Source organism: Caulobacter sp. (assembly GCF_017744445.1).
Lineage (GTDB): Bacteria > Pseudomonadota > Alphaproteobacteria > Caulobacterales > Caulobacteraceae > Caulobacter.
The window spans coordinates 300912-323081 of sequence record NZ_JAGIBH010000003.1 but is presented as its reverse complement, the minus strand read 5'-3'; the positions used below and the strand labels follow the sequence as shown (position 1 = coordinate 323081).

Here is a 22170-nt window from a genome sequence, read left to right as displayed (position 1 = left end):
TTGGAAGTCTCGCACAGCGCCCGGCTCGCCCCCTTCCAGCCCGAAACGGCCTGGACCCTGGACGCCGGCACGCTGACCGAGACGCGCGGCAAGGTCATCCGCCAGTTCCCGCTGTCCAGCCTGACTCGCTACCGCCTGGCCGCCGACAGGAACGGCGGACGTCGCCGCAGCCTGCTGGTGACCTTCGGCCGCCGCCGGGTGGTCATCGCCTCGCAGAGCTATGTCGGCCCCGGACGGTTCGAGGACCGCCTGGCCAACTTCTCGACCCTGGCCCGCGCCCTGGCCGCCGTCGGCGCGGACCTGGCCCCGCGCGCCAAGTTCGGCACGGCCGGGTTCCAGCTGCGCGAAGCCTTCACCTGGATGATCGGCCTGCTGGCGTTCGGCGCGGCGGCGATGCTGATGTTCTCGCTGACCGCCGGCATGGCGGCCGTGGGGATCGAGATGGCGGCGCGGATGGGCTTCGTCCTGATCCTGCTGCTGGCCGCTCTGCCCTGGCTGAACCGCGGCGCGGTCTTCGACCCGCATGATCCGCCGACGGACCTGTTGCCCTAGGAGCGCCGCAGAGCGCCCCCTCCGTCACGCCGCCTATCGGCGCCGCGCCACCTCCCCCGCAAGCGGGGCAGGAGGGTGAAGCTGCATCTCCTCACCCGTGAAACGGGGGAGGTGGATCGCTGCGAATACGCAGCGAGACGGAGGGGGCGCTCGCTGGGTTACCGCACCTTCATTTGCATCGCACCGCCAACCGCGCGACCATTGAGCCAACGACGTTATCCAGGCTCAAGCTTTGCCAGACCTTACAATGGACCCCGCTCTAGACCCCGCCGTGCCGCCCCGGCTGCAGGACGACAAGACCCTGCCGGGCGTCGTCTACGCCCTGCACATCGCCGGCGCGCCGACCGGCGGCCTGACCTGCCTGATCGGGGCGATCATCGCCTATGTCAGCCGCAAGGACGCGCCCGAGTGGCTGGCCAGCCACTACGAGTTCCAGATCCGAACCTTCTGGCTGGCCCTGGCGTTCAGCGTGGTCAGCATCATCCTGACCCCAGTCGGCATCGGCGTTGTCGCCCTGGTCGCCACGGGCGTCTGGCTGGTGGTGCGCGGCGTCGTCGGCCTGTCGGTCCTGCTCAAGGGCCAACCCTATCCCACTCCCAAGAACTGGATGCTCTAAGCCATGACCGACACGACCGTCATCGCCCCCCCAAATGCCACTGGGGCGGAAGAGGACAAGATCCTGCCCGCCGTGGTCTACGGCCTGTATCTGCTGGGCTTCACCAACGGCCTGACCTTCATCATCGGCCTGATCGTGGCCTATGTGAACCGCGACGCCGCCGGCCCGATCAACGAGAGCCACTACACCTTCGCCATCCGGACCTTCTGGCTGTCGATCGCCTGGTTTATCATCGGCGGCCTGCTGCTGGCCTTCGGCATCCCGCTGACCCTGCTGCTGATCGGCATCCCGATGATGATCGTCGGCGGCCTCATTATGGGCGCGGTCAGCCTTTGGTTCGTGGCCCGCTGCGTCATGGGCATCTATTATCTGGTCCGTGGCGAGGCGTATCCGCGTCCTCGCGCATGGCTGATTTAGAGGCGCCGTCCGCGCCAGGCGCCCACCGATAGGTCAGCGTCGCCGCTAGCTTCCCCTGCCGGTTGAGACGGCTCGACGGAGGTAGGGCGGTGAGCTGACTTGTGCGCCCTGGCGGTGGGACGCCCTTTTTCTGGGTGACGTTCGGGGGGACGTGATGCTGGCGCGACTGGTTGGGATCATCTTGGGGGTGATCCTGGCGACATCGGGATACGTGGTGGCGGGCTGGGGCTCGCTGGGGGCATGGGCCACGTCTCTCGATCTCGGACCGTTCGAGCCGCATCGCCCGGCCGCGGGTGCGGTGGCGGCGATCGTGGGCGGAGGGCTCATCATCGCCGCCCTGCTACCCCGCCGTAAGCCCAAGAAGAAAGCCGCGCCGATGGCGTTTGGGATGGCGCTGGAGCCGACCGTTCAGGCCCAGCCCGTGAGCGCCCCGCCGGTCCACACGCCGGCGCCGGCGCCCGTTCAGCAAGTTCAGCCCGTCGCGCCGCCGGTGATGCCGGTCGCCGCCCCGGCGCCGCAGCCGCAAGCTCCGCCGCCCCCGCCCCAACCCGAGACCTTCGCCCAGATGCGCGTGCGCCTGGTCGCGCTCAGCCATGGCGGGTCCTGGGCCGAAGCCGCCCGCATCCTGACCGCGATGAAGCGCGCTGCCCAGACCAACGAAGAACTGGCCATCGTCTATCGCGACCTGGGCGACTTCGCGCGCGGCCAGGGCCAGGCCGACGAGGCCGCCGAAGCCTATGAGACCTCGGTCTCCTACGCCCGCGAAGTGCGCCAGGCCCGCCCCAACGACGACACCGCTGAACTGCTGGCCGGCGCGCTCTCCGGCGTCGGCGACGCCGCCGAAGCCGAAGGCCGCCTGGACGCCGCCCTGTCGGCCTTCGAGGAAGCCCTGGCCCTGCGCCGCTCGCGCGGCGGCCGCGAGGCCGGCGACACCCAGGCCCAGCGCGCCCTGTCGGTGAACCTGGAACGCCTGGCCGACCTGCGCGAAGACCGCGGCCACCGCATGCGCGCCCTTGACCTCTACCGCGAAAGCTACGACATCGCCGGCCGCCTCGCCGCCGCCGACCCGGCGCGGTTCGGCCCGGACCTGGCCGCGACGCGGGCGCGGATGAACGAGCTGGAAGCGAAGATCCAGGGGTGATGTCCCTCTCCCCCTGCGGGAGAGGGTGGCCGCCAAAGGCGGTCGGGTGAGGGGTCGCGCTCCCCTATCCGGACAGGCCTATCAACCCCTCATCCGTCAGCTGCGCTGACACCTTCTCCCGCAAGGGGAGAAGGGGTTGGATCCACTTTCGCCCCCCCACCGGGAACTTGAAGACGTCCGCTAACCGGACCCGGCCGCACGCGGTGTTCACCGGATGCGTACCTAAAATGGGAGAGGAGCGCCTTCACGAAGCCGCGAGGGCGCGACTTTGTCTCGTGCTCAGCTCACGCGCATCCACCCACGCTCCGTCTTCTGTAGTGGGATCGTGCTGTTGAACTGAACCGTCGCGCCGACGGGCTGCGGCGGAAGCCCGAAGAGGCTCGCGTTATAGCAATTCCATCCAACAAATCGGCCGCTCGCGCTCACGCACTCCGGCCGAATGCCCTGCGGGAACGTCACCGTCGCCCTATACGAGACGACGTAGAACTCAGTGCCGTATACTGACTGGATCTGACCGTTGATCTTCTCGAACCGTTTGATCCGATAGGGCGTCGCCCCCAGCTTCGACTTGAGCTGCTCGTCGAACGCATGCCGCGCCTGGGACGAGGATGGCTTGTCGCTGCAGGCGGCGAGCGTGATGGCAACGGCAGCAAGCGTGCCGATCTGAAGGCCCTTTCGGACCGCGTGGGCAACTGAGGTCTGCATGAGTGGTTCCTTGGCCAGCCGACGATAGAGAGCACGAGGATCTCCTTGCTGCCGGCGGTCGCTACGCTTCGTTCGCGGAACGTGCTCTAAGCACGATCCGGCGGCGCTAGCGGACATCCGGTTTCTGGGCGCGCCGACCATCCGTCACTCTGAGTCCCACAGCTCAAATCGGCGACGCCGGCGCCAGAGACGATCTGGTTCGACGTCCGTGCGGAGGACGGAGCAGTCGCGCTGTTTGCCATAGCGGGAAAAGTGATGAGGTCGCATGAAAGATCCACACTTAGTGAGTGTGATATCGCTTAGACGCTACCATTGCACTAGTAGCAGTCCTTGCCTCAGGTTAAAAGTGGCGTCGATAATGGGGTGCCAGGATGACTGCTGTCTTCGTTCGTGGCGCCGGCTTTAGCTGGACATACCCGCCAGCTCGTCAGCCCATCTAATCGGTGAGCCCGGGTCTACTTTATCACCCATTGCAGACGCTCACGCGTTCTGCTCCCTCGCTGCGGGAGCTGTCGCGGAGCGACTGAAGGGGCATCGCCGTATAGGCCGAGCTGCCCCCTCCGGCCCTTCGGGCCACCTCCCCCAGCGGGGGAGGAGAGGTTCACCGCTTCCAAAGCCAAGTTTCCCCACAAGTTTTTATGACCGCGCCTTGCGCAGCGCGCGCCCAAAAACCGTACTCGACATTCGATAATTCATCATCCGACCAACCCGGCCGGCCGCCAAACCCCGGACCCATCTCGCTTTTGCGAGATTGATAGATCCAATCTATCGTCAGAACTAGTTTTATCAATTTGATTAATCGGAAACCCGTTCGCTACAAGGGCGCATCGTTTTTCAACCGGAGCGTCTCATGTCGCTGATCAACACCGAGATCAAACCCTTCACCGCCACCTCGTACAAGGAAGGCAAGTTCGTCGACGTCAGCGACGCCGACCTGAAGGGCAAGTGGTCGGTGGTCTTCTTCTACCCGGCCGACTTCACCTTCGTCTGCCCGACGGAGCTGGAAGACCTGGCTGACAACTATGACGTCTTCACCCGCCTGGGCGTCGAGATCTACGCCGTGTCGACCGACACGCACTTCTCGCACAAGGCCTGGCACGACAGCTCGCCGGCCATCGGCAAGATCAAGTATCACATGGTCGGCGACCCCTCGGGCACGATCACCAACAACTTCGAAGTGATGCGTCCGGGCGTCGGCCTGGCCGACCGCGGCACCTTCCTGATCGACCCGCAAGGCGTCATCCAGTTCACGGAAACCACCGCCGAAGGCATCGGCCGCAACGCCATCGAGCTGCTGCGCAAGATCAAGGCCGCCCAGTACGTGGCTTCGCACCCGGGCGAAGTCTGCCCGGCGAAGTGGGAAGAGGGTGAAAAGACCCTGGCCCCGTCGCTCGATCTGGTCGGCAAGATCTAAGACTTGAACTATCCGCGTCGCCGCCCGTCATCGGACGGGCGGCGCGCAACCCTCCGATCGTTCGCCGCGTTCGATCCCTCCCCTGACAATCGAATTTGGGCGAACGCCTACCTTTCCTCCCCCTCAGCTTTTTGGGAGCGCCTCATGCTGGACGCTGGTCTGAAGACTCAACTGACTGCCTATCTGCAGAACCTGCGCCAGCCGATCGAACTGGTCGCGTCCCTCGCCGACGACGCGGGCTCGCGGGAGATGCGCGCGCTGCTGGAAGACGTCGCCTCCACGTCGGACAAGGTCAGCGTGAACTTCGCCGGCGACAATGAGCGCAAGCCGTCGTTCGCCATCACCCGCGCCGCCAACGACGCCGACGTCCGCTTCGCCGGCCTGCCGCTGGGTCACGAATTCACGTCGCTGGTGCTGGCCCTGCTGCACGTGGGCGGCCACCCGCCGCGCATCGACGCCGAGGTCATCGAGCGGATCAAGGCGCTGGACGGCGACTACCGCTTCGAGACCTATTTCTCGCAATCCTGCCAGAACTGCCCCGACGTGGTGCAGGCGCTGAACACCATGAGCGCCCTGAACCCGCGCATCACCCACGTCGCCATCGACGGCGCGCTGTTCAAGGCCGAGGTCGAGGCCCGCGAGGTCATGGCCGTGCCGACCATCCTGCTGAACGGCCAGCCCTTCGGCCAGGGCCGTATGGATGTCGAGCAGATCCTGGCCAAGCTGGACACCGGCGCGGCCGACCGCGCCGCCGAGAAGATCAAGACCAAGGACGCCTTCGAGGTGCTGGTCATCGGCGGCGGTCCGGCCGGCGCGGCCGCGGCGATCTACGCCGCCCGCAAGGGCATCCGCACCGGCGTGGCGGCCGAGCGCTTCGGCGGCCAGGTGCTGGACACCATGGCCATCGAGAACTTCATCTCGGTCCCGCACACCGAGGGCCCCAAGCTGGCCTCGGCGCTGGAGCAGCACGTCAAGGACTACGACGTCGACGTGATGAACCTGCAGAAGGCCGTCGGCCTGGTCCCGGCCAAGACCCCGGGCGGCCTGCACGAGGTCAAGCTGGAGAACGGCGCGTCGCTGAAGGCTCGCACCGTGATCCTGTCGACCGGCGCCCGCTGGCGGAACGTCAACGTCCCGGGCGAAGCCGAATACCGCAACAAGGGCGTGGCCTACTGCCCGCACTGCGACGGCCCGCTGTTCAAGGGCAAGCGCGTGGCGGTGATCGGCGGCGGCAACAGCGGCGTCGAGGCGGCCATCGACCTGGCTGGCATCGTGGCGCACGTGACACTGATCGAGTTCGACAGCCAGCTGCGCGCCGACGCCGTCCTGCAACGCAAGCTGGCCAGCCTGCCGAACGTCAAGATCGTCACCTCGGCCATGACCACCGAGATCCACGGCGAGAACGGCAAGGTCTCGGGCCTCTCCTACAAGGACCGCAACCACGACACGGCTCACCGCGTGGACCTGGAAGGCGTGTTCGTCCAGATCGGCCTGGTTCCCAACACCGAGTGGCTGAAGGACTCGGGCGTGGCGCTCAGCAACCGCGGCGAGATCGAGGTCGACTATCGCGGCGAGACGTCGATCCCCGGCGTCTTCGGCGCGGGCGACGCGACCACCACGCCGTACAAGCAGATCATCATCGCCATGGGCGAAGGCTCCAAGGCCTCGCTGTCGGCCTTCGACTACCTGATCCGCCAAGTGCCGGCGAACGAGGAGCAGGAGGCGGCGTAAGGCGCTTCGGTCAGGCCTCTTCTCGCTCCAGCAACGGCGGGAAGAGGTCGACCAGAGCCTCGATCACCTCGTCGCCGAAGGTCGAGCCCTCGATCAATCCCAGTGGCGCCTGGGTGCGCTGATCGTACAGACGATACTTCGCCCGCATCGCGCCTTCTTCCCAGGTGGCGATGTGTTCAAGCGGGACCGACCACAGCCGCCGTTCGCCAATGTCGTGGCTGAGGCTGTCGGACGTTAATACAAGGCGCTCGCGCGACAGCTCCACAAAGCTCCAGCCGAAGTACGCCAAGACCAGCCCGACCAAGAGCCAGCCTCCCGATACGACAAGGCTCAGGGCCGCCCAGGTCGCCGCGGCGAGCATGACCCCCATCCAGCAGGCGCGCCCCGTCCACGCGCCCAGGCTGGCGCCGTATATGCCGGGCCCGAGCGTGTTCCGCGTCGCCGGAAGCGTGGGCGACTGCGCCTCCAGCCAGCCGAGCCAGGCCCGCCATCGACGCCGCAGCATCTCGCTGCGGGTCTGGTCCATGCCCTGGCGCGCGTCCGCGATCGCCGCCGCGACTTGCTCGGGCGAAAACCGGGCCATGCGCCGTTCCAGCGCCCGTCCGATCTTCCTGCGCCTCAAGGGCTGCGTCAGCAGGCGCACCGAGCGGTTCAAGAGCGTGAAAGCGACGAACAATGCGACAAGCCCGCCGCCGATCAGCGCGACCGCCTTCACCGGCGCGCTCCAGACGAACCGTGTGAACGGGTCCGCGCTCATTAGGAGGAACACGCCTCCCGCGCCCAGCACCCATGCCAACGGCCCGATGTTCGCGCGCAAGTTTTCAGCCAGTAGCGTCCATCCGCTGGGCGTCCCCGGCGGCAATGGGATCGGCGAGCCGTCACGGCCTATCGGTTTCATGCGCGCCTCAAGCTCTACCCTGGGAGGCAAGAACCCGAGACGCGCGCCGCGATCAAGTCGCGTCGCCCGCCGCGCGATCCCCCGCCGACGTCAAAGCTTCACAAACCGCCGATAACTGCGACGCTCTGGTTCCCGGAGTTCGCCCATGCTGCCCTTGCTCGCCGCCCTCGCGGTCGCCGCCACGCCCTGCCCCGCCGGCGACGAGAGCTCGCCTTGCGTGCGAGCCCGGATGGACGCCCTGGGCATGAACGACCTGATGGCCGTGGGCACACACAACTCCTACAAGCTGCTGCCGCCCGCCGACGAGATGGCGGTCATGGTCGCCGCCAAGGGCCAGGCCGCCCTGGGCATCGACTACGGCCATCGTCCGCTCGCCGAGCAACTGGACGCCGGCGCCCGCCAGCTGGAGATCGACATCGTCGCCGACCCCGAGGGCGGCCGCTACGCCAAGCCGCTGACCGTGTTCGGACGCGGCACGGTGATGACCCCCGAGGTCGCCGCCGCCATGGCGAGACCCGGCTTCAAGACCATCCACATGCCCGATGTCGACTTCCGCTCGTCGTGCGTGACCTTCGTGGCCTGCCTGAAGGAGGTTCGCGCCTGGTCGGACGCCCACCGCGACCACGCGCCGATCCTGATCATGATGAACGCCAAGGACGGCGCGGCCTCGATGCCGGGCGGCGTGGTCCCGCTGGCCTTCACCGAGAAGCTCTATGACGACCTGGACGCCGAGATCCGCTCGGTGTTCGGCGACGATCGCCTGATCACCCCCGACCAGGTGCAGGGCAAGGCCAAGACCCTGCGCGAGGGTGTCCTGGCCGGCGGCTGGCCCAAGCTGGGCGCGGCGCGCGGCAAGGTGTTCTTCGCCCTGGACGAAAGCCCAGAGAAGGTCGCCGTCTATCGCGGCAAGCGCGCCTCGCTGGAGGGCCGGGCGGTGTTCATCAACACCGACGAGGCCTCGCCGGCCGCCGCCTATCTGACCCTGAACGATCCCATCGGCCAGAAGGACCGCATCGCCGCCGCCGTGAAGGCCGGCTTCATCGTCCGCACCCGCGCCGACGCCGACACCTGGGCCGCGCGCAAGAACGACGTCGCCCAGCGCACCGCCGCCCTGACCAGCGGCGCGCAGTATGTCTCGACCGACTACATGTGGGCCGATCCGCGCCTGCCGGGCGGCTACACGGTGCGCCTGACCGGCGGCGACGTCGCCGTCTGCAACCCCGTCCGCGCGGCAAAGGCCTGCAATGGCCTGGCGATCGAGGCCCTGCCCGGCGCGCCCGCGCGCGGCTATCTCCAGCCCACCGCCCGTCCGGACCTGACCAAGATCCTGCCCCAGCCGCCCGAGCCCGGCTCGCCCCGCGCCCTGGCCGACGCGGCGATCTTCGACCAGACCCGGTCCCTGAAGGACACCCCGCGCTGGAAGCAGGCGACCGACGACGTCACCGGCACGGCCTTCCACCACTTCGAAGCCGCCCTGGGCGTGACCCTGACCCCGGCCAACGCCCCGATCCTGAGCGCCCTGCTCGAGCGCGCCGGCGACGACCGCTCGGTGGTCGGCCTGGCCAAGACTCACTGGGGCACGCAGCGCCCCTATGTCGGCAAGGACGCCGCCCCCGTCTGCGAGCCCAAGCGCCCCGACCTGACGGCCAATCCCGACTATCCCTCGGGCCACTCGGCCTTTGGCGAGCACGTGGCGATGATCCTGGCCGAGGTCGTCCCCTCCCGCGCCGACGCCCTGTACGCCCGCGGCCGCGACTACGCCCAGAGCCGCTGGATCTGCGGCAGCCACACCGTCAGCGCCACCGAGGCCGGCGTGATGTCCGGCGCGGTGATCTATGGGGCGGAGCATGCGTCGGAGGCGTTCGAACGCGACATCGCCATGGCGCGGGCCGAGGTGGCGGCGGCGATGGCGGCTGCTGCGGCGAAGTAGGCGCGCCACCCAAACCCCTCTCTCATAGAGAGAGGGAGGGGCCCACCGCGAAGCGGTGGGAGGGTGAGAGGTTACACCCTCTCAGATCGAAGCTCTGACGAAGACGGAATGTTGGTGGCCGCATTCACGGCGGATCAACCGCGCCCTTGCAGGCGCCCAAACGGTAAGTCTCGGGATTCTCCGGCAGGCGGTGAAGCCTCTCACCCTCCCCCCGCCTCCGGCGGCGGGCCCCTCCCTCTCTCTATGAGAGAGGGTTTTCGCGTTGGCGCTGGCTCGACTGGAAGCTGGTGCTCCGAGCGCCCGATAACGACCCATACTTGCCCCCTCCGCGCTGACGCGCTCCTCCCCCTTAAGGGGAAGAAGGAGCGCGATCACCTTCCGCCCCCTCTGGGGGCGGACGACCGCGTAGCGGTCAGGTGGGGGCCTGCGGCGGTGGCCGCTCCCCACCCATCTGAGACACTCCCCTCATGAGGGGATGCCGCATGAAAAACGCCGCCCAGGTCTCCCAGGCGGCGTCATCATTTCTAGCGACGAACCGTCACCCTACGCCGGCTGCAGCGCCTCGTTCCGCACCAGGGCCGCGTAGGTGTCCATCAGGTCCAGCGACAGCTTGCCGGGCGTGAACTTGAACTCGCCGATCTCCGAGACCGGGGTCACCTCGGCGGCGGTGCCGACGATGAAGCACTCGGTGAAGGTCGAGAGCTCTTCCTTCTGGATGTGGCGCTCGACGATCTCGATGCCCTTAGCCCGCGCGATGTCGATCACCGTGCGGCGGGTGATGCCGTCCAGGAAGCAGTCGGGCTTGGGCGTGTGCAGCGCGCCGTCCTTGACGAAAAACACATTCGCGCCCGTGGCTTCCGCCACATAGCCGCGATAGTCCAGCATCATCGCGTCGGCATAGCCGTCCTTCTCGGCGGCGTGCTTGGAGATGGTGCAGATCATGTAGAGGCCGGCGGCCTTGGCCGCGACCGGGGCGGTCTTGGGGTCCGGACGCTGGTACTTGGCCCAGGTCAGGCGGATGCCCTTGGCCTTGGTGGCCGGGTCGAAGTAGCTGGGCCAGTCCCACACGGCGATGGCGACGTGGATCTTGGTCTGCTGCGCCGAAACACCGATCATTTCGCTGCCGCGCCAGGCGATCGGGCGAACATAACAATCTGTGAGATTGTTCTTGGCCGCCGTCGCCTTGCAGGCCTCGTCGATCTCGGCCACGCTGTACGGGATCTTGAAATCGAGGATCTCTGCCGACTTGAACAGGCGTTCGGTATGCTCGGTCAGCTTGAAAATCTCGCCGCCGTACATCCGCTCGCCCTCGAAGACGGACGAAGCGTAGTGAAGGCCATGGGTCAAAATATGCACCTTCGCGTCGCGCCAGGGTACGAATTGGCCGTCCAGCCAGATCCAGCCGTCACGATCATCGAAGGGAACCAGAGACATCGGCCCAAGACCTCCTTATGGGAAACCCGGCCCTTAGACGCCCCGAGGGCCAACGCGTCAAATAAAATGGACTCTTGGTGATGATAGCCCCGCTACAGCCCGGTTCGGACGATCCCCGTCTGATCCTCCGCGAGGAGGAACTGGATGGCGGGCTGGAACTGATCCTGCTGGCCGAGGCCGCTCTGTGGGCCGCCGTCGACGCGGCGCTGGAAAGCGAGACCCTGGGGCTGGGTCGTTCGCACTGGCGCGCGGCCTTCCTGCTGCGCCGCCGGCCGGGCATCGGGGTGCAGGACCTGTCGAAGCTGACCAGCCTGTCGAAACAAGCCGCTAGCCGTACCCTCGCGGATCTCCAGAAGGCCGGCCTGGTCGAGCGCGGCTCGGGCGACCTGGACGGCCGCCGCCGTCCCGCGACCCTGACCCCGGAGGGCGTGGCCTTCGAGCAGCGCACGGCCGAGCGCCTGCGGGCTCTGTTGGCGCGTGCGTACCGCACGGGCGGCCTCGACGGCGTGGCCGGCACCCGCCGGATCCTGGCGGCCCTGGCCGGCTCGCGGCAGGGCGTGGGCCCCGGACGGCGCGCGCCATGACCCCTGACGAGCGCCGCGAGCGCCACATCCTGGTGGTCGACGACGACGACCGCCTGCGCAAGCTGATCAAGGAATTCCTCAGCCGGGCCGGCTTCCGGGTCACGGCCGCCTCGGACGCGGCCGGGGCCGATCGCCTGTTCGGCGCGCTGGACTTCGACCTGATGGTGCTGGACGTGATGATGCCGGGCGAGGACGGCTACGCCTTCACCAAGCGCCTGCGCGCCAAGGGCGGCGAGAGCGGCCGCACGCCGATTCTGATGCTGACCGCCCGCGACCAGACCGCCGACCGCATCGAGGGCCTGTCCAGCGGCGTCGACGACTATCTGGGCAAACCGTTCGAGCCGCAGGAGCTGCTCCTGCGCATCGAGGCCATCCTGCGCCGCTCGCAGGCCCGGCCGACGGGCAGCAAGGCGCTGAGCCTGGGCAAGTGCGCCTTCGACGGCGACCGGGGCGAGCTGACCTGCGACGGCGAGGCCGTGCGCCTGACCGAGGCCGAGGTCACGCTGCTGCGCCGCCTGGCCCGCTCGGCCCACGAGCCCGTCGACCGCCTGGAACTGGCCCGCGACACCGCCGACGCCACCGGCCGCGCCGTCGACGTCCAGGTCACCCGCCTGCGCCGCAAGATCGAGCCGGACCCGAAGAACCCGCGCTATCTCCAGACGGTGCGGGGGGTTGGGTATCGGTTGGCGCCGGATTGATGATCACTGGCCCCCTCCGGATGCTGCGCATCCTCCTCCCCCGGAGGGGGAAGAAGGATAGCGGCTGCCCCCTTCTTCCCCCTCCGGGGGAGGAGCGCCGCAGGCGCGGAGGGGGCCAGTAGCCATGCCTCTCTCCGCTCGCTTCAACATCCCCAGACCCCTCAAGCGCCTGCTGCCCACCACCCTGTTCGGGCGGAGTCTCTTGATCATCATCCTGCCGGTGGCGGTGATGCAGATCGCCGTGACCTGGGCGTTCTTCGACGCCCACTGGCAGGCGGTGACCTCGCGCCTGTCCGAAGGCCTGGCCGGCGACATCGCCTGGGCCGTGCAGTCCTACGAGGACGACCCCAGTCCCGCCGCGCTCGACAAGCTGGCCAAGCGGGCCGAGGACTCGATGTCGCTGTCGCTGGCCTTCCAGCCGGGCAAGAAGCTGCCGACCGGCCACCGGCCCTCGCTGTTCGCGGCCCTGGACCGGTCGTTGCAGAACGCCCTGGAAGACCGCCTCGACAATCCGTTCTGGTTCGATACCACCCGCTACACGGCCTATATCGATATCCGCGTGCAGGTGCCGGGCGGGGTCTTGCAGATCTACGCCCTGCGCGACCGGGCCTATGCCACGCAGGGCCACATCTTCATCCTGTGGATGGTGGTGGCGACCATGCTGCTGACGGCGGTGGCGATCCTGTTCATCCGCAACCAGGTGCGGGCCATCGAGCGCCTGGCCGACGCCGCCGACGCTTTTGGCCGGGGCGAGGATCCCGACTTCAAGCCGCATGGCGCGCGCGAGGTGCGAAAAGCCGCCTACGCCTTCATCGCCATGAAGGCCCGCATCGTCCGCCACATCGAACAGCGCACGGCCCTCTTGGCCAGCGTCAGCCACGACCTGCGCACGCCGCTGACCCGCCTGAAGCTGGAAATGGCCATGTCCGAGCCCAGCGAACAGCTGGAGGCGATGAAGGGCGATCTCTCCGAAATGGAGCACATGATCGACGAGTACCTGGCCTTCGCGCGTGGCGAGGGCGGCGAGGACGCTCGGATCGTGGATCTGTCGGAACTGGTCGAGGGGGTGGTCGCCGACGCCGAGCGCGGCGGGGCGATGATCGAGACCGAGATCACCCGGGGGCTGGAGGCAAGGCTGCGGCCGCTGGCCTTCCGCCGGGCGCTGGCCAACCTGATCGACAACGGCGTGGCCCATGCCGACCGGGTGAAGGTCACGGCGACGGCGCGGCTCACCGGCGGGGTGGAGATCGCCGTCGACGACGATGGGCCGGGCATCCCGGAAGATCGTTACGAAGAGGCGTTCAAGCCGTTCTCGCGGCTCGACGAGAGCCGGAACCAGAACGAGAAGGGCGTCGGCCTGGGCCTGGCCATCGCGCGGGACATGGCGCGCGGGCTGGGCGGGGACCTAGTGCTGTCGCGGTCGATGATGGGGGGGTTGCGGGCGCTGATCCGGTTGCCGGGTTAGAACCCCGCTCCGATCTTCCCCAGCCGCTCCGCCATCTGCTTCAACCTCTTGTCCAGCTCCGCCATCGTGCGGTTCAGGGCGCCTTCGTCGTCGCGCCAGACCTGGACGACGCGGGCCCAGACGGCGGTCATGGCGATGAGACGCGGCGGAGTCGCGGGGAGGCCGGCGGCTTCCAGGATGGCGCGGGCGATGCGGGGGAACCGGGCGGCCGAGGCTAGCGGGCCTTCGGCGCCGGCGATGGCCAGCAAGGCGGCGCGATGGGGCTCCATGGCCTCCAGGCGGGCCATGGCGGCGTCGAACAGGCGGTCGTGGGTCTCGGAGTTTTCCGGATAGTCGACGGCGAGGGCCGCGCGGTCGAAGCGGGCCGACAGGTGGGCCAGGACAGCGGGCTTGCTGGCCGCGGCGGCGTAGAGGTCGGGGAACGGCAGCTCGGCCTTGGCGGCGATGTCGCGCAGGGTGACGGAGGGCCAGGCCTTGTCGGCGGCGAGGGCCAGGGCGGCGTCGGCGGCGCGGTCTAGGGTTTCACTCATCGGAAAGAGATGGGGTCAGGACGGCCGGCTCAGCAAGCCCCCACCGGACCGCTTCGCGGTCGTCCGCCCCCGGAGGGGGCGGAAGGATCCTTCTTCCCCCTCCGGGGGAGGAGCGCGCAGCGCGGAGGGGGCCTGTATCAGCCGCCCAGTTCCTTAGAGCGGTTGACCGCCGCCTCCAGCGCCTTCGGCAGGAGGTCCCCGAACCCGCCCTCGCCCATCAGCACGCTCAGCGCCGCCGCCGTCGTGCCGCCGGGGGACGTCACCTGCTTGCGCAGCTCGGCCGGCTCTTCGCCACCGCGCTCCATCAGCGCCGCCGCCCCGATGATCGTCGCCCGCGCCAGCTTCGCGCTGTCTTCCGCGTTCAGGCCCTGCGCCGCGCCGGCCGCTTCGAGCGCCTCGACGAAGGCGTATAGATAGGCCGGCGCCGAACCCGACACCGCGGTCGCCGCATGCATCAGCTCCTCACTCGGCAGGTCGACCACGGTCGCCACCGGCGCGAACAGCGCATGCGCCGCCGCGCGGGCATCGGCATCTTCGGCATAGATCGAGGCCGTCCCGCGCCCGATCGCCACCGCCGTGGTCGGCATCACCCGCGCGACACGACGCCCGCCGAACGCCTCGGCGATGTCCGCCGCGCGCACCCCGGCGGCGATCGAGACCACCACCGCGTCCGCCGCCAAGTGCGGAACTACGTCCTTGACCGCCTCGCGCCAAATCTGCGGCTTCACGGCCAGCAGCACGGTCTTGGCCGCGCCCAGGGCCTCCAGCGACGGATTGACCGTCGCGCCCTCGAAAGCGGCGGCGTCGACGTTCGGATCCCGGATGATCAGGTCGGCGGCCGAGAAGGCGCCGGCGTCACGCCAGCCCTGCGCCAGAGCCCCGCCCATGCGTCCGGCGCCGAGAAGAAGGATGGGGGTCATAGGCAAAGGGCTCCGACGATGTCTCGCCGGAGCCCTTAAGCTTCGAAAACGTCCCGGCCAAGGGCCAAGGCGTCAATCAGGCCTGGCCCACCGTCTCGAACATGCAGGCGGCCATGGCCTGGTCCGGGGTCTTGGCGCCTTGCAGCAGGAATTCGAAGGCCGGGAAGAAGCGGTCGGCGGCTTCCACGGCGGCGTCGATCATCGAGGCGGCCTGGGCCATGGTCGGGCGCTCGCCGGCCGGCAGGGCCAGGGCGTGGCGGAAGACCACCTCGCCGTCCTCGGTCCAGACCTCGAAATGGCCCAGCCAGACGCGCTGGTTGATCAGGGCCAAGAGCTCGTAGGCGTTGGCGCGTTTGGACTTCGGCGCACGCAGGTCCAGCGACAGGCACAGCTGCAGGCAGTCGGCCTCGGGCCGCCAGGCGAACCACAGCTCGTAGTCCTTCCAGTCGCCTTTCAGCGCGAACGCCAGGTCGCCGTCTTCGGTGCGATCAAAGGTGAGATTTTCAGCCGACAGCACATGCTCGACCACCTCGAGGGGATCGAGAGCCATCAGGACGTCGTCGTCTTCCGGTTGGGTATCCATGAAAAACCTACGTCCCCGCCCGCGACGGCGGGGGTTACCCCCGCCATGAATCGCTCACGTACCAGGGGACACTAATCTGCTTCGTTGCGTTCGTCTCAACCCGCTTCACGTCGGAAGCGAGCGATGATTCGCCTATTCGCCTGAACCCGCGGTTTTTTTGGCCGGGGCTTTCTTCGTCGCCTTGAGGGCGGCGACCTCTTCACGCAGGGCGGCGACCTCGGCTTTCAGGGCCTCGAAATCGTCGCGGCGGATCAGGTCGAACTCGGCCGCCAGACGGTCGGCCTGGGCCCGCATCGCGGTCTTCGCCTCCTCGCCGGCCGTCTGGGCGATGCCCATGGCCGCCTGGGTCAGTTTGGCGAATTCGTCGAGGAAGGGGTTCTGGCTGTGCATCGCGGTTCCGAAAGGCCCGAGGTTGGGCGACAGCTCTTATATGGGAAACAGGGGGTGAAAGCGAAGAGCGAACCCTATAGACCTGCGACGATCTGTCCGCACGGAGCCCCGCCGCGTGCCTTTCCCCGATATCGACCCCATCGTGCACATCGGCCCCTGGGCCTTGCAGTGGGGTCCGCTGGCCCTGCGCTGGTATGCCCTGGCCTATGTGGCGGGGATCCTGCTGGGCTGGCGCTTCGCCATCCGCATGACCCGCACGCCCAGCCTGTGGGGCGGCCGCGCCCCGACGGCGACGGCCTTGCAGATCGACGACCTGGTCCTTTGGATCACGCTGGGCATCATCCTGGGCGGACGCCTGGGCTACATCTTCTTCTACATGCTGCTGAACACCGACCAGCGGATCTGGCTGACGGCGCATCCGCTGGACGTCTTCAAGATCTGGGAAGGCGGCATGTCGTTCCACGGCGGCTTCCTGGGCGTGTGCGCGGCGATCTGGTTCTTCGCCCGCCAGCAGAAGATCGACGTGCTGAAGCTGGGCGACCTGATCGCGCCGGTCGCGCCGATCGGCATCTTCTTTGGCCGCATCGCCAACTTCATCAATGGCGAGCTGTGGGGACGTCCGACCGACAGCCCGTTCGGCATGATCTTCTGCAACGCCACCATCCAGGCCAGCCACCCGCAGCACATCTGCCCGGCCGGCCCGCTGCCGCGCCATCCCAGCCAGCTGTACGAGGCGGGCCTGGAAGGCCTGCTGCTGTTCGCGATCCTGGCCTTCTGCGTCTATCGCCTGAAATGGCTGCAACGGCGCGGGGCGATCGTGGCGACCTTCCTGATCGCCTACGGCCTGTTCCGGCTGTCGCTGGAGAACGTCCGCAACCCCGACCTGGGCATGCCCGACTTCCCGCTGGGCCTGACCATGGGGATGCTGCTGTCGACGCCGATGATCCTGATCGGCGGCTGGCTGATGTGGAAGGCCCTGAAAGAACCTGTCGAGGCTCATGAGCCTGCTTGATCGCCTGAAGGCGCAGATCGCCCAGGACGGGCCGATCGGCGTTCCCGAGTTCTTCACCCGCTGCCTGCACGACCCGCGCGACGGCTACTACGCCATGCGCCCTGATCTCGGGGCCGGCGGCGACTTCATCACCGCGCCGCTGGTCAGCCAGATGTTCGGCGAGCTGATCGGCCTGTGGGCCATCGAGACCTGGACGCGGATGGGCCGGCCCTCGCCGTTCCGGCTGGTCGAGATGGGGCCGGGCGACGGCACGCTGATGAGCGACCTGCTGCGGGCGGGGCGGCTGGAGCCGGCGTTCCTCGAGGCGGCCGAGGTGTGGCTGGTGGAGGTGTCGGGGCCTTTGAAGGCCCGGCAAGCGGCCAAGCTGGGTGATGGGCCGCGCTGGGTGGGACGGCTGGATGAAGTGCCAGCCGGTCCGATGATCCTGGTCGCCAACGAGCTGCTGGACTGCCTGCCCGCGCGGCAGTTCGTGCGGACGGAAAGCGGCTGGGCCGAGCGCGTGATCGGGCTTGGCGAGGATGGTGAGCTGGCGTTCGGGCTGCGGGCCCTGTCGGCGAAAGGCCCCTCCACCGGCTTCGCCGGTCCTCCCCCCCCAGTGGGGGAGGAGAGCCTGCCGCCTGGCTCCGTTCTAGAGTCATCCCCCGCCCAGGCCGCTCTGGCCTCCGACATCGCTCACCGCCTCGCAACGGACGGCGGCGCGGCGCTGCTGATCGACTACGGCCGGGCCGCGCCCGAGGCCGGCGATACGCTGCAAGCCATCCAGGGCCACCAGAAGGTCGACCCGCTGAAGACCGCCGGCCTGGCCGACCTGACCGTCTGGGCCGACTTCCCCTCGGTGGTCGCCGCCGCGCGGGAAACCGGCGCGAAAGCCGGCCCCGTCATCACCCAGGCGCAGTTCCTGACCGCCCTGGGCATCGAAGCCCGCGCCCAGGCGTTGGCTACGGCTCGCCCCGATCGCGCCGAGCAGGTCGCAAGACAGCTTGATCGGCTGATCGGACAGGCGCAGATGGGCGCTCTGTTCAAGGTCGCGTGCCTGACCGCGCCCGACCTTTCGCCCCCCCTCTTCGAGGACGCGACATGACCAAGAAGACGCCCGACCTGCCGACCATCCAGTCGCCGCTGCTCTCCAGCCTGCCGGGGGTGAAGCACGCCTTCTTCACGCGCAAGGGCGGGACCTCGACCGGGATCTACGACAGCCTGAACGTCGGGCGCGGCAGCAAGGACGATCCGGCCGACGTGGTCGAGAACCGCGCCCGCGCCGCGCGCTGGTTCGGCGGCGATCCGGAAGACCTCAACACCTGCTACCAGATCCACTCGACCATCGCGATCAAGGCCGACGGCTCGTGGGGCGATGTCCGCCCCGAGGGCGACGCGGTGGTGACCCGGACGCCGGGCGTGATCTGCGGCGCCCTGGCCGCCGACTGCGCGCCGGTGCTGCTGGTCGACCCCGAGGCCCGGATCGTGGCCGCCGCCCATGCCGGCTGGCGCGGGGCCCTGGACGGCGTCGTCCAGGCCGCCGTCGACTGCATGGTCGAGCTGGGCGCCAAGCCTGAGCGCATGACCGGCGTCGTCGGCCCCTGCATCGGTCCCAAGTCCTACGAGGTCGGCCTCGACTTCCTGCACCGGTTCGAGGCCGACTGCCCGGGCTCGGGCCGGTTTTTCAAGCCGGGCGCAGCCGAGGACAAGCGCTTCTTCGACCTGCCGTCGTTCGTGCTGGACCGCCTGGCGACCGCCGGCGTCGAGCGCCGCGAATGGGTCGGCCGCGACACGCGGGCGGAGGAAGAGTGGTTCTTCTCCAACCGTCGCGCCTTCCTCAACAACGAGGGCGACTACGGCCGTCTGCTGTCGGCGATCTCGCTGGAAGCCTAGGGCAAACCCTGAGGCCCAAAGGACACGGAACCGATCCTCCGCATACGGAAGCGAAAAAGTCTGGCCGTTAACACTTGTGCCTGGGGCGATCGCTGCTAGAAGGCCCCGCATCGGCCGCCCCCACCCCGAGATATCCCCATGAAGCTGCTGTCCGGCAACTCCAACCGCCCGCTGTCCCAGGCGATCGCGGAATATCTCGACATGCCGCTGACCCGCGCCCAGGTGCGCCGGTTCGCCGACCTCGAGGTTTTCGTCACCATCGACGAGAACGTGCGGGGCGAGGACGTCTTCGTCATCCAGTCGACCAGCTATCCGGCCAACGACAACCTGATGGAGCTGCTGATCTGCATCGACGCCCTGAAGCGCGCGTCGGGCAAGCGCATCACCGCCGTGCTGCCCTATTTCGGCTATGCCCGCCAGGACCGTAAGACCGGCGGCCGCACGCCGATCTCGGCCAAGCTGGTCGCCAACCTGATCACCCGCTCGGGCGCCGACCGCGTCCTGACGATGGACCTGCACGCCGGTCAGATTCAAGGCTTCTTCGACATCCCGACCGACAACCTGCTGCCCTCGCGCCTGATGGCCGAGGACGTGCGCAAGCACTATCCGATGGGCCCCGACCTGATGGTCGTGTCGCCGGACGTCGGCGGCGTGGTGCGCGCCCGCGCCCTGGCCAAACGCCTGGACGACGCCGACCTCGCCATCGTCGACAAGCGCCGCTCGGGCCCGGGCCAGTCGGAAGTCATGAACATCATCGGCGACGTCAAGGATCGCCGCTGCATCCTGTTCGACGACATCGCCGATTCGGCCGGCACCCTGTGCAACGCCGCCCAGGCTCTGATGAGCCACGGCGCCAAGTCGGTCAGCGCCTACATCACCCACGGCGTGCTGTCGGGCGCGGCGGTCGACCGCGTCGCCAATTCGGTGCTGACCGAGCTGGTGGTCACCGACTCGATCGAGGCCTCCGACCCCGCCAAGGCCTGCCCCAAGATCCGCTACGTCTCGTGCGCCCCGCTGATCGGCGAAGCCATCCGCCGCATCGCCAACGAAGAGTCGGTGTCGAAGCTGTTCGACTAAGGGCGGCACTTTCCCCTTCTCCGTCTTCCCGGCGAAAGCCGGGATCCAGATCTCAAGGCGTTTGGGCTGATCGGAAGAACGCAGAGTTCATAGAACCCACCCCAGCGCCATTCCATCTGGGCCCCGGCTTTCGCCGGGGAAGCGGGTTTAAGAAGCGCCTACTCGCCTCTCGCACGGTCACGCTTGTAAAAGTCTGGTTAACGGGGCGACAGTCACAATCTCGCCGACCCGGGGTGCTAAGCGCGCCGCCAGGGGACCTGCCGGCCGCCTAGACTTGATGGGGAAGTTTCGAGAATGCGTTCCTTTTCGCGTACGCGCGTCGTCCTGACGACGACCGTCGTGGCGCTGGCCGCCCTGGTGGCGGCCTGTAGCTCGCCGCCCCCGCCCGCGCCGCCGCCGGTCGTCCAGGCGCCGCCGCCCCCGCCGCCGATCACCCTGTCGGCCAGCCTGGTCGAGCGCGCCAGCGCCTTCCGCGGCTACATGGCCCGCGCCGGCCAGGTGTCGTCGTCCTTCCAGAACGGCGACCAGATCCAGGCCTCGCTGAAGGTCGGCTCGGCCTACGAGACCAAGTCGTTCATGAACGGCGCGGTGGCCTATGCCGCCGTCCTGGCCCTGCAGGACCCGACCTTCGTCGCCTCGGTGCGCGAAGTGGCGGCCAATCCGACCCAGCGCCAGGAGATGGTGGCCAACATCATCTCCAACCCGTCCTACGCGGCCGTGTTCAAGGGCGCCGACAGCGCCGCGGGCCTGATCATCGACCAGATCGGCGGCGACGGCCTGAAGGTCTACATGGCCGGCAAGGCCGTGAAGCAGGCCGCCTATGACGTGCAGAAGGCGTCATGGTCCAAGGCCGCCGTGGTCGATCGCGACGGTCGCCTGGCCTCGGCCAAGACCCTGTCGGCCACCCCGGCCCTGGCCGAGAGCGCCGACGTGGCCGTGCTGCAGCAGGCCTCGACCGGCGGCCAGCCGCTGGGCCTGACCCCGCGCGCGGCGCCCGCCCCCTACCAGCCGATCGTCATCCGCGGCCTGGCCGTGGCGGCGCTGGCGGCCCTGGGCGCGGCCGGCGACAACAACCTGGCCACGATCGACGCCCTCAGCAGCGACTGGGCCACGGCCAACTGCCTGAACATGGCCAAGCTGAACCTCTATCAGTGCCTGGCCGTGTCCAAGCCGCACTACGAGGACATCTTCTGCCTGGGTCAGCACATCCTGATCGATACGGGCGCCTGCGTGGTCAAGGGCGCCGGCGCGACCCTGCCGCCCGAGCCGCCGCGCGCCCTGCCGGTCAAGGAATCGATCGCCGTGAAGGGCGCCGGCTCCAACTCGCGCAAGGCCAAGACCGCGGCCAAGAAGAAGGGCTGATTTCAGCTCCAATCCCTAGCGAAGGGCCGGGCGTTGCGTCGCCCGGCCCTTTTGTGTATGTAGCGCGACCCCAAAACGGCCGGGCGAGCGTGGCAATCCAGCCATAGGCGCCATGGCCATAGCAGAGAGCATCCGGCTCTCTAGAAAGACAGTCCAATGGCTGAGATCATTCTGAACGTTGAAGTCCGTGAAGGCGCCGGCACCGGCGCGGCCCGCGCTGTGCGCCGCGAAGGCAAGGTCCCGGGCACCCTGTACGGCGGCGGCAAGGCTCCCGTGAACATCGCTGTTCGCGCCAACGAATTCCGCAAGTCGCTGTACACCGGCAAGCTGCTGGGCCACCTGGTCACCCTGCAATACGGCGACGAAAAGCAATCGGTCATCGCAAAGAGCGTCCAGTTCCACCCGGTCACCGACGAGCCGGTCCACTTCGACCTGTTCCGCGTCAGCGAGCACCAGCTGATCAAGATCGAAGTTCCGGTTCACTTCAAGAACCAGGAAACCTCGATCGGCCTGAAGAAGGGCGGCACTCTGGAAGTCATCCGTCACACCGTCGAGCTGGCCTGCCCGGCCGACAAGATCCCGGAAGAGCTGGTCATCGACCTGGCCTCGCACGACCTGGGCGACGTCATCCGCATCTCGGAAGTGAAGCTGCCGGAAGGCGTGAAGCCGGCCATGGAACGCGACTTCGTGATCGCGAACCTGAAGGCCTCGGCCTCGGCCCAGTCGGACGCCGGCGACACCACCACCGAAGGCTAATCGCCTCTCGGTCTGGTCTCCGAACCGATCTAAGAAGCGGGCGGGCCTCACGGTCCGCCCGTTTTGCTTTGTGCTTTTGAGAACAC

General features: G+C 68.3%; 23 protein-coding genes and 1 pseudogene. 17 read left to right on the top strand and 7 right to left on the bottom strand.

Annotated elements, in window-relative coordinates; translation table 11 throughout:
• From J7528_RS06660 to J7528_RS06645, 4 genes are all read left to right on the top strand, one after another.
• The gene (locus J7528_RS06660) at window positions 1–552 is read left to right on the top strand and encodes a hypothetical protein (protein WP_291872154.1); all 552 of its coding nucleotides are present in this window, start codon (window positions 1–3) and stop codon (window positions 550–552) included.
• 247 nt (window positions 553–799) lie between these two features.
• The gene (locus J7528_RS06655; RefSeq protein ID WP_291872153.1) at window positions 800–1168 is read left to right on the top strand and encodes a DUF4870 family protein; all 369 of its coding nucleotides are present in this window, start codon (window positions 800–802) and stop codon (window positions 1166–1168) included.
• A 3-nt stretch (window positions 1169–1171) separates the two neighbouring features.
• Window positions 1172–1585 (top strand): hypothetical protein, encoded by a 414-nt coding sequence (locus J7528_RS06650; protein WP_291872152.1) that lies wholly within the window; start codon window positions 1172–1174, stop codon window positions 1583–1585.
• A 154-nt stretch (window positions 1586–1739) separates the two neighbouring features.
• Entirely contained in the window at window positions 1740–2726 is a 987-nt protein-coding gene (locus J7528_RS06645; RefSeq protein WP_291872151.1) for a tetratricopeptide repeat protein, read from the top strand.
• 279 nt (window positions 2727–3005) lie between these two features.
• Here J7528_RS06645 and J7528_RS06640 read toward each other — a convergent pair whose 3' ends face one another.
• Complete coding sequence (locus tag J7528_RS06640; RefSeq protein WP_291872150.1) at window positions 3006–3431, bottom strand: hypothetical protein; 426 nt, start codon at window positions 3429–3431, stop codon at window positions 3006–3008.
• A gap of 850 nt (window positions 3432–4281) precedes the next feature.
• Between J7528_RS06640 and ahpC the strand changes: the two genes are divergently transcribed.
• Window positions 4282–4845 (top strand): alkyl hydroperoxide reductase subunit C, encoded by a 564-nt coding sequence (gene ahpC / locus J7528_RS06635; RefSeq protein ID WP_291872149.1) that lies wholly within the window; start codon window positions 4282–4284, stop codon window positions 4843–4845.
• 144 nt (window positions 4846–4989) lie between these two features.
• A complete protein-coding gene (ahpF, locus tag J7528_RS06630) occupies window positions 4990–6576 on the top strand; it encodes an alkyl hydroperoxide reductase subunit F (RefSeq protein WP_291872148.1) in 1587 nt (528 codons plus the stop codon).
• 10 nt (window positions 6577–6586) lie between these two features.
• On the opposite strand, the gene J7528_RS06625 is transcribed toward ahpF, so the two are convergent.
• Entirely contained in the window at window positions 6587–7474 is an 888-nt protein-coding gene (locus J7528_RS06625; RefSeq protein ID WP_291872147.1) for a hypothetical protein, read from the bottom strand.
• Window positions 7475–7619: 145 nt separating this feature from the next.
• On the opposite strand from J7528_RS06625, the pseudogene J7528_RS06620 reads away from it, so the two are divergent.
• Both J7528_RS06620 and J7528_RS06615 read left to right on the top strand, forming a co-directional pair.
• Window positions 7620–8702, top strand: a pseudogene (locus J7528_RS06620) (phosphatidylinositol-specific phospholipase C1-like protein); the annotation flags it as partial.
• A 252-nt stretch (window positions 8703–8954) separates the two neighbouring features.
• The gene (locus tag J7528_RS06615) at window positions 8955–9404 is read left to right on the top strand and encodes a phosphatase PAP2 family protein (RefSeq protein WP_291872169.1); all 450 of its coding nucleotides are present in this window, start codon (window positions 8955–8957) and stop codon (window positions 9402–9404) included.
• Between the two features lie 543 nt (window positions 9405–9947).
• Here J7528_RS06615 and J7528_RS06610 read toward each other — a convergent pair.
• The gene (locus J7528_RS06610; protein ID WP_291872146.1) at window positions 9948–10838 is read right to left on the bottom strand and encodes a branched-chain amino acid aminotransferase; all 891 of its coding nucleotides are present in this window, start codon (window positions 10836–10838) and stop codon (window positions 9948–9950) included.
• 80 nt (window positions 10839–10918) lie between these two features.
• Between J7528_RS06610 and J7528_RS06605 the strand changes: the two genes are divergently transcribed.
• The 3 genes from J7528_RS06605 to J7528_RS06595 all read left to right on the top strand — a co-directional run bounded on the left by J7528_RS06605 (window position 10919) and on the right by J7528_RS06595 (window position 13585).
• Window positions 10919–11422, top strand: coding sequence for a MarR family transcriptional regulator (locus tag J7528_RS06605; RefSeq protein WP_291872145.1), 504 nt, complete (start codon window positions 10919–10921; stop codon window positions 11420–11422).
• Window positions 11419–12120, top strand: a complete 702-nt coding sequence (locus tag J7528_RS06600; RefSeq protein WP_291872144.1) for a response regulator — start codon at window positions 11419–11421, stop codon at window positions 12118–12120. Before J7528_RS06605 ends, J7528_RS06600 begins: the two co-directional genes overlap by 4 nt.
• Before the next feature lie 124 nt (window positions 12121–12244).
• The gene (locus J7528_RS06595; RefSeq protein ID WP_291872143.1) at window positions 12245–13585 is read left to right on the top strand and encodes an ATP-binding protein; all 1341 of its coding nucleotides are present in this window, start codon (window positions 12245–12247) and stop codon (window positions 13583–13585) included.
• On the opposite strand, the gene J7528_RS06590 is transcribed toward J7528_RS06595, so the two are convergent.
• From J7528_RS06590 to J7528_RS06575, 4 genes are all read right to left on the bottom strand, one after another.
• Window positions 13582–14115 carry a TetR family transcriptional regulator gene (locus tag J7528_RS06590; protein WP_291872142.1) on the bottom strand — a complete coding sequence of 178 codons (534 nt, stop codon included), beginning with the start codon at window positions 14113–14115 and terminating at the stop codon, window positions 13582–13584. The two genes, J7528_RS06595 and J7528_RS06590, sit on opposite strands and share 4 nt — an antisense overlap.
• Window positions 14116–14252: 137 nt before the next feature.
• Complete coding sequence (gene proC / locus J7528_RS06585) at window positions 14253–15035, bottom strand: pyrroline-5-carboxylate reductase (RefSeq protein WP_291872141.1); 783 nt, start codon at window positions 15033–15035, stop codon at window positions 14253–14255.
• Between the two features lie 76 nt (window positions 15036–15111).
• Window positions 15112–15618 (bottom strand): YbjN domain-containing protein, encoded by a 507-nt coding sequence (locus tag J7528_RS06580; RefSeq protein ID WP_223392991.1) that lies wholly within the window; start codon window positions 15616–15618, stop codon window positions 15112–15114.
• Window positions 15619–15750: 132 nt separating this feature from the next.
• Window positions 15751–16008: an accessory factor UbiK family protein gene (locus J7528_RS06575; protein ID WP_291872140.1), complete on the bottom strand. Its 258-nt coding sequence runs from the start codon at window positions 16006–16008 to the stop codon at window positions 15751–15753.
• Between the two features lie 115 nt (window positions 16009–16123).
• Here J7528_RS06575 and lgt point away from each other — a divergent pair, with 115 nt between their 5' ends.
• The 6 genes from lgt (at window position 16124) to J7528_RS06545 (ending at window position 22084) form a co-directional block, all read left to right on the top strand.
• Complete coding sequence (gene lgt, locus J7528_RS06570; protein WP_291872139.1) at window positions 16124–17020, top strand: prolipoprotein diacylglyceryl transferase; 897 nt, start codon at window positions 16124–16126, stop codon at window positions 17018–17020.
• The gene (locus J7528_RS06565) at window positions 17007–18101 is read left to right on the top strand and encodes a class I SAM-dependent methyltransferase (RefSeq protein WP_291872138.1); all 1095 of its coding nucleotides are present in this window, start codon (window positions 17007–17009) and stop codon (window positions 18099–18101) included. The genes lgt and J7528_RS06565 overlap by 14 nt, the downstream gene beginning before the upstream one ends.
• The gene (gene pgeF, locus J7528_RS06560) at window positions 18098–18889 is read left to right on the top strand and encodes a peptidoglycan editing factor PgeF (protein ID WP_291872137.1); all 792 of its coding nucleotides are present in this window, start codon (window positions 18098–18100) and stop codon (window positions 18887–18889) included. The genes J7528_RS06565 and pgeF overlap by 4 nt, the downstream gene beginning before the upstream one ends.
• Before the next feature lie 138 nt (window positions 18890–19027).
• The gene (locus J7528_RS06555) at window positions 19028–19966 is read left to right on the top strand and encodes a ribose-phosphate pyrophosphokinase (RefSeq protein ID WP_291872136.1); all 939 of its coding nucleotides are present in this window, start codon (window positions 19028–19030) and stop codon (window positions 19964–19966) included.
• Between the two features lie 294 nt (window positions 19967–20260).
• On the top strand, window positions 20261–21328 hold the full coding sequence (locus J7528_RS06550; RefSeq protein ID WP_291872135.1) for a hypothetical protein: 1068 nt from the start codon (window positions 20261–20263) through the stop codon (window positions 21326–21328).
• 156 nt (window positions 21329–21484) lie between these two features.
• Window positions 21485–22084: a 50S ribosomal protein L25/general stress protein Ctc gene (locus J7528_RS06545; RefSeq protein WP_291872134.1), complete on the top strand. Its 600-nt coding sequence runs from the start codon at window positions 21485–21487 to the stop codon at window positions 22082–22084.
• The last annotated feature ends 86 nt before the right edge of the window (window positions 22085–22170 follow it).

Coding starts and splice junctions, on each gene's coding strand:
- ahpC (WP_291872149.1), top strand. CDS start 4,282: ATGTCGCTGATCAACACCGAGATCAAACCCTTCACCGCCACCTCGTAC.
- pgeF (WP_291872137.1), top strand. CDS start 18,098: ATGACCAAGAAGACGCCCGACCTGCCGACCATCCAGTCGCCGCTGCTC.
- J7528_RS06655 (WP_291872153.1), top strand. CDS start 800: ATGGACCCCGCTCTAGACCCCGCCGTGCCGCCCCGGCTGCAGGACGAC.
- J7528_RS06555 (WP_291872136.1), top strand. CDS start 19,028: ATGAAGCTGCTGTCCGGCAACTCCAACCGCCCGCTGTCCCAGGCGATC.
- proC (WP_291872141.1), bottom strand. CDS start 15,035: ATGACCCCCATCCTTCTTCTCGGCGCCGGACGCATGGGCGGGGCTCTG.
- J7528_RS06605 (WP_291872145.1), top strand. CDS start 10,919: ATGATAGCCCCGCTACAGCCCGGTTCGGACGATCCCCGTCTGATCCTC.
- J7528_RS06600 (WP_291872144.1), top strand. CDS start 11,419: ATGACCCCTGACGAGCGCCGCGAGCGCCACATCCTGGTGGTCGACGAC.
- J7528_RS06580 (WP_223392991.1), bottom strand. CDS start 15,618: ATGGATACCCAACCGGAAGACGACGACGTCCTGATGGCTCTCGATCCC.
- J7528_RS06595 (WP_291872143.1), top strand. CDS start 12,245: ATGCCTCTCTCCGCTCGCTTCAACATCCCCAGACCCCTCAAGCGCCTG.
- J7528_RS06565 (WP_291872138.1), top strand. CDS start 17,007: ATGAGCCTGCTTGATCGCCTGAAGGCGCAGATCGCCCAGGACGGGCCG.
- J7528_RS06550 (WP_291872135.1), top strand. CDS start 20,261: ATGCGTTCCTTTTCGCGTACGCGCGTCGTCCTGACGACGACCGTCGTG.
- J7528_RS06545 (WP_291872134.1), top strand. CDS start 21,485: ATGGCTGAGATCATTCTGAACGTTGAAGTCCGTGAAGGCGCCGGCACC.
- J7528_RS06645 (WP_291872151.1), top strand. CDS start 1,740: ATGCTGGCGCGACTGGTTGGGATCATCTTGGGGGTGATCCTGGCGACA.
- J7528_RS06575 (WP_291872140.1), bottom strand. CDS start 16,008: ATGCACAGCCAGAACCCCTTCCTCGACGAATTCGCCAAACTGACCCAG.
- J7528_RS06625 (WP_291872147.1), bottom strand. CDS start 7,474: ATGAAACCGATAGGCCGTGACGGCTCGCCGATCCCATTGCCGCCGGGG.
- J7528_RS06640 (WP_291872150.1), bottom strand. CDS start 3,431: ATGCAGACCTCAGTTGCCCACGCGGTCCGAAAGGGCCTTCAGATCGGC.
- J7528_RS06610 (WP_291872146.1), bottom strand. CDS start 10,838: ATGTCTCTGGTTCCCTTCGATGATCGTGACGGCTGGATCTGGCTGGAC.
- J7528_RS06590 (WP_291872142.1), bottom strand. CDS start 14,115: ATGAGTGAAACCCTAGACCGCGCCGCCGACGCCGCCCTGGCCCTCGCC.
- ahpF (WP_291872148.1), top strand. CDS start 4,990: ATGCTGGACGCTGGTCTGAAGACTCAACTGACTGCCTATCTGCAGAAC.
- J7528_RS06650 (WP_291872152.1), top strand. CDS start 1,172: ATGACCGACACGACCGTCATCGCCCCCCCAAATGCCACTGGGGCGGAA.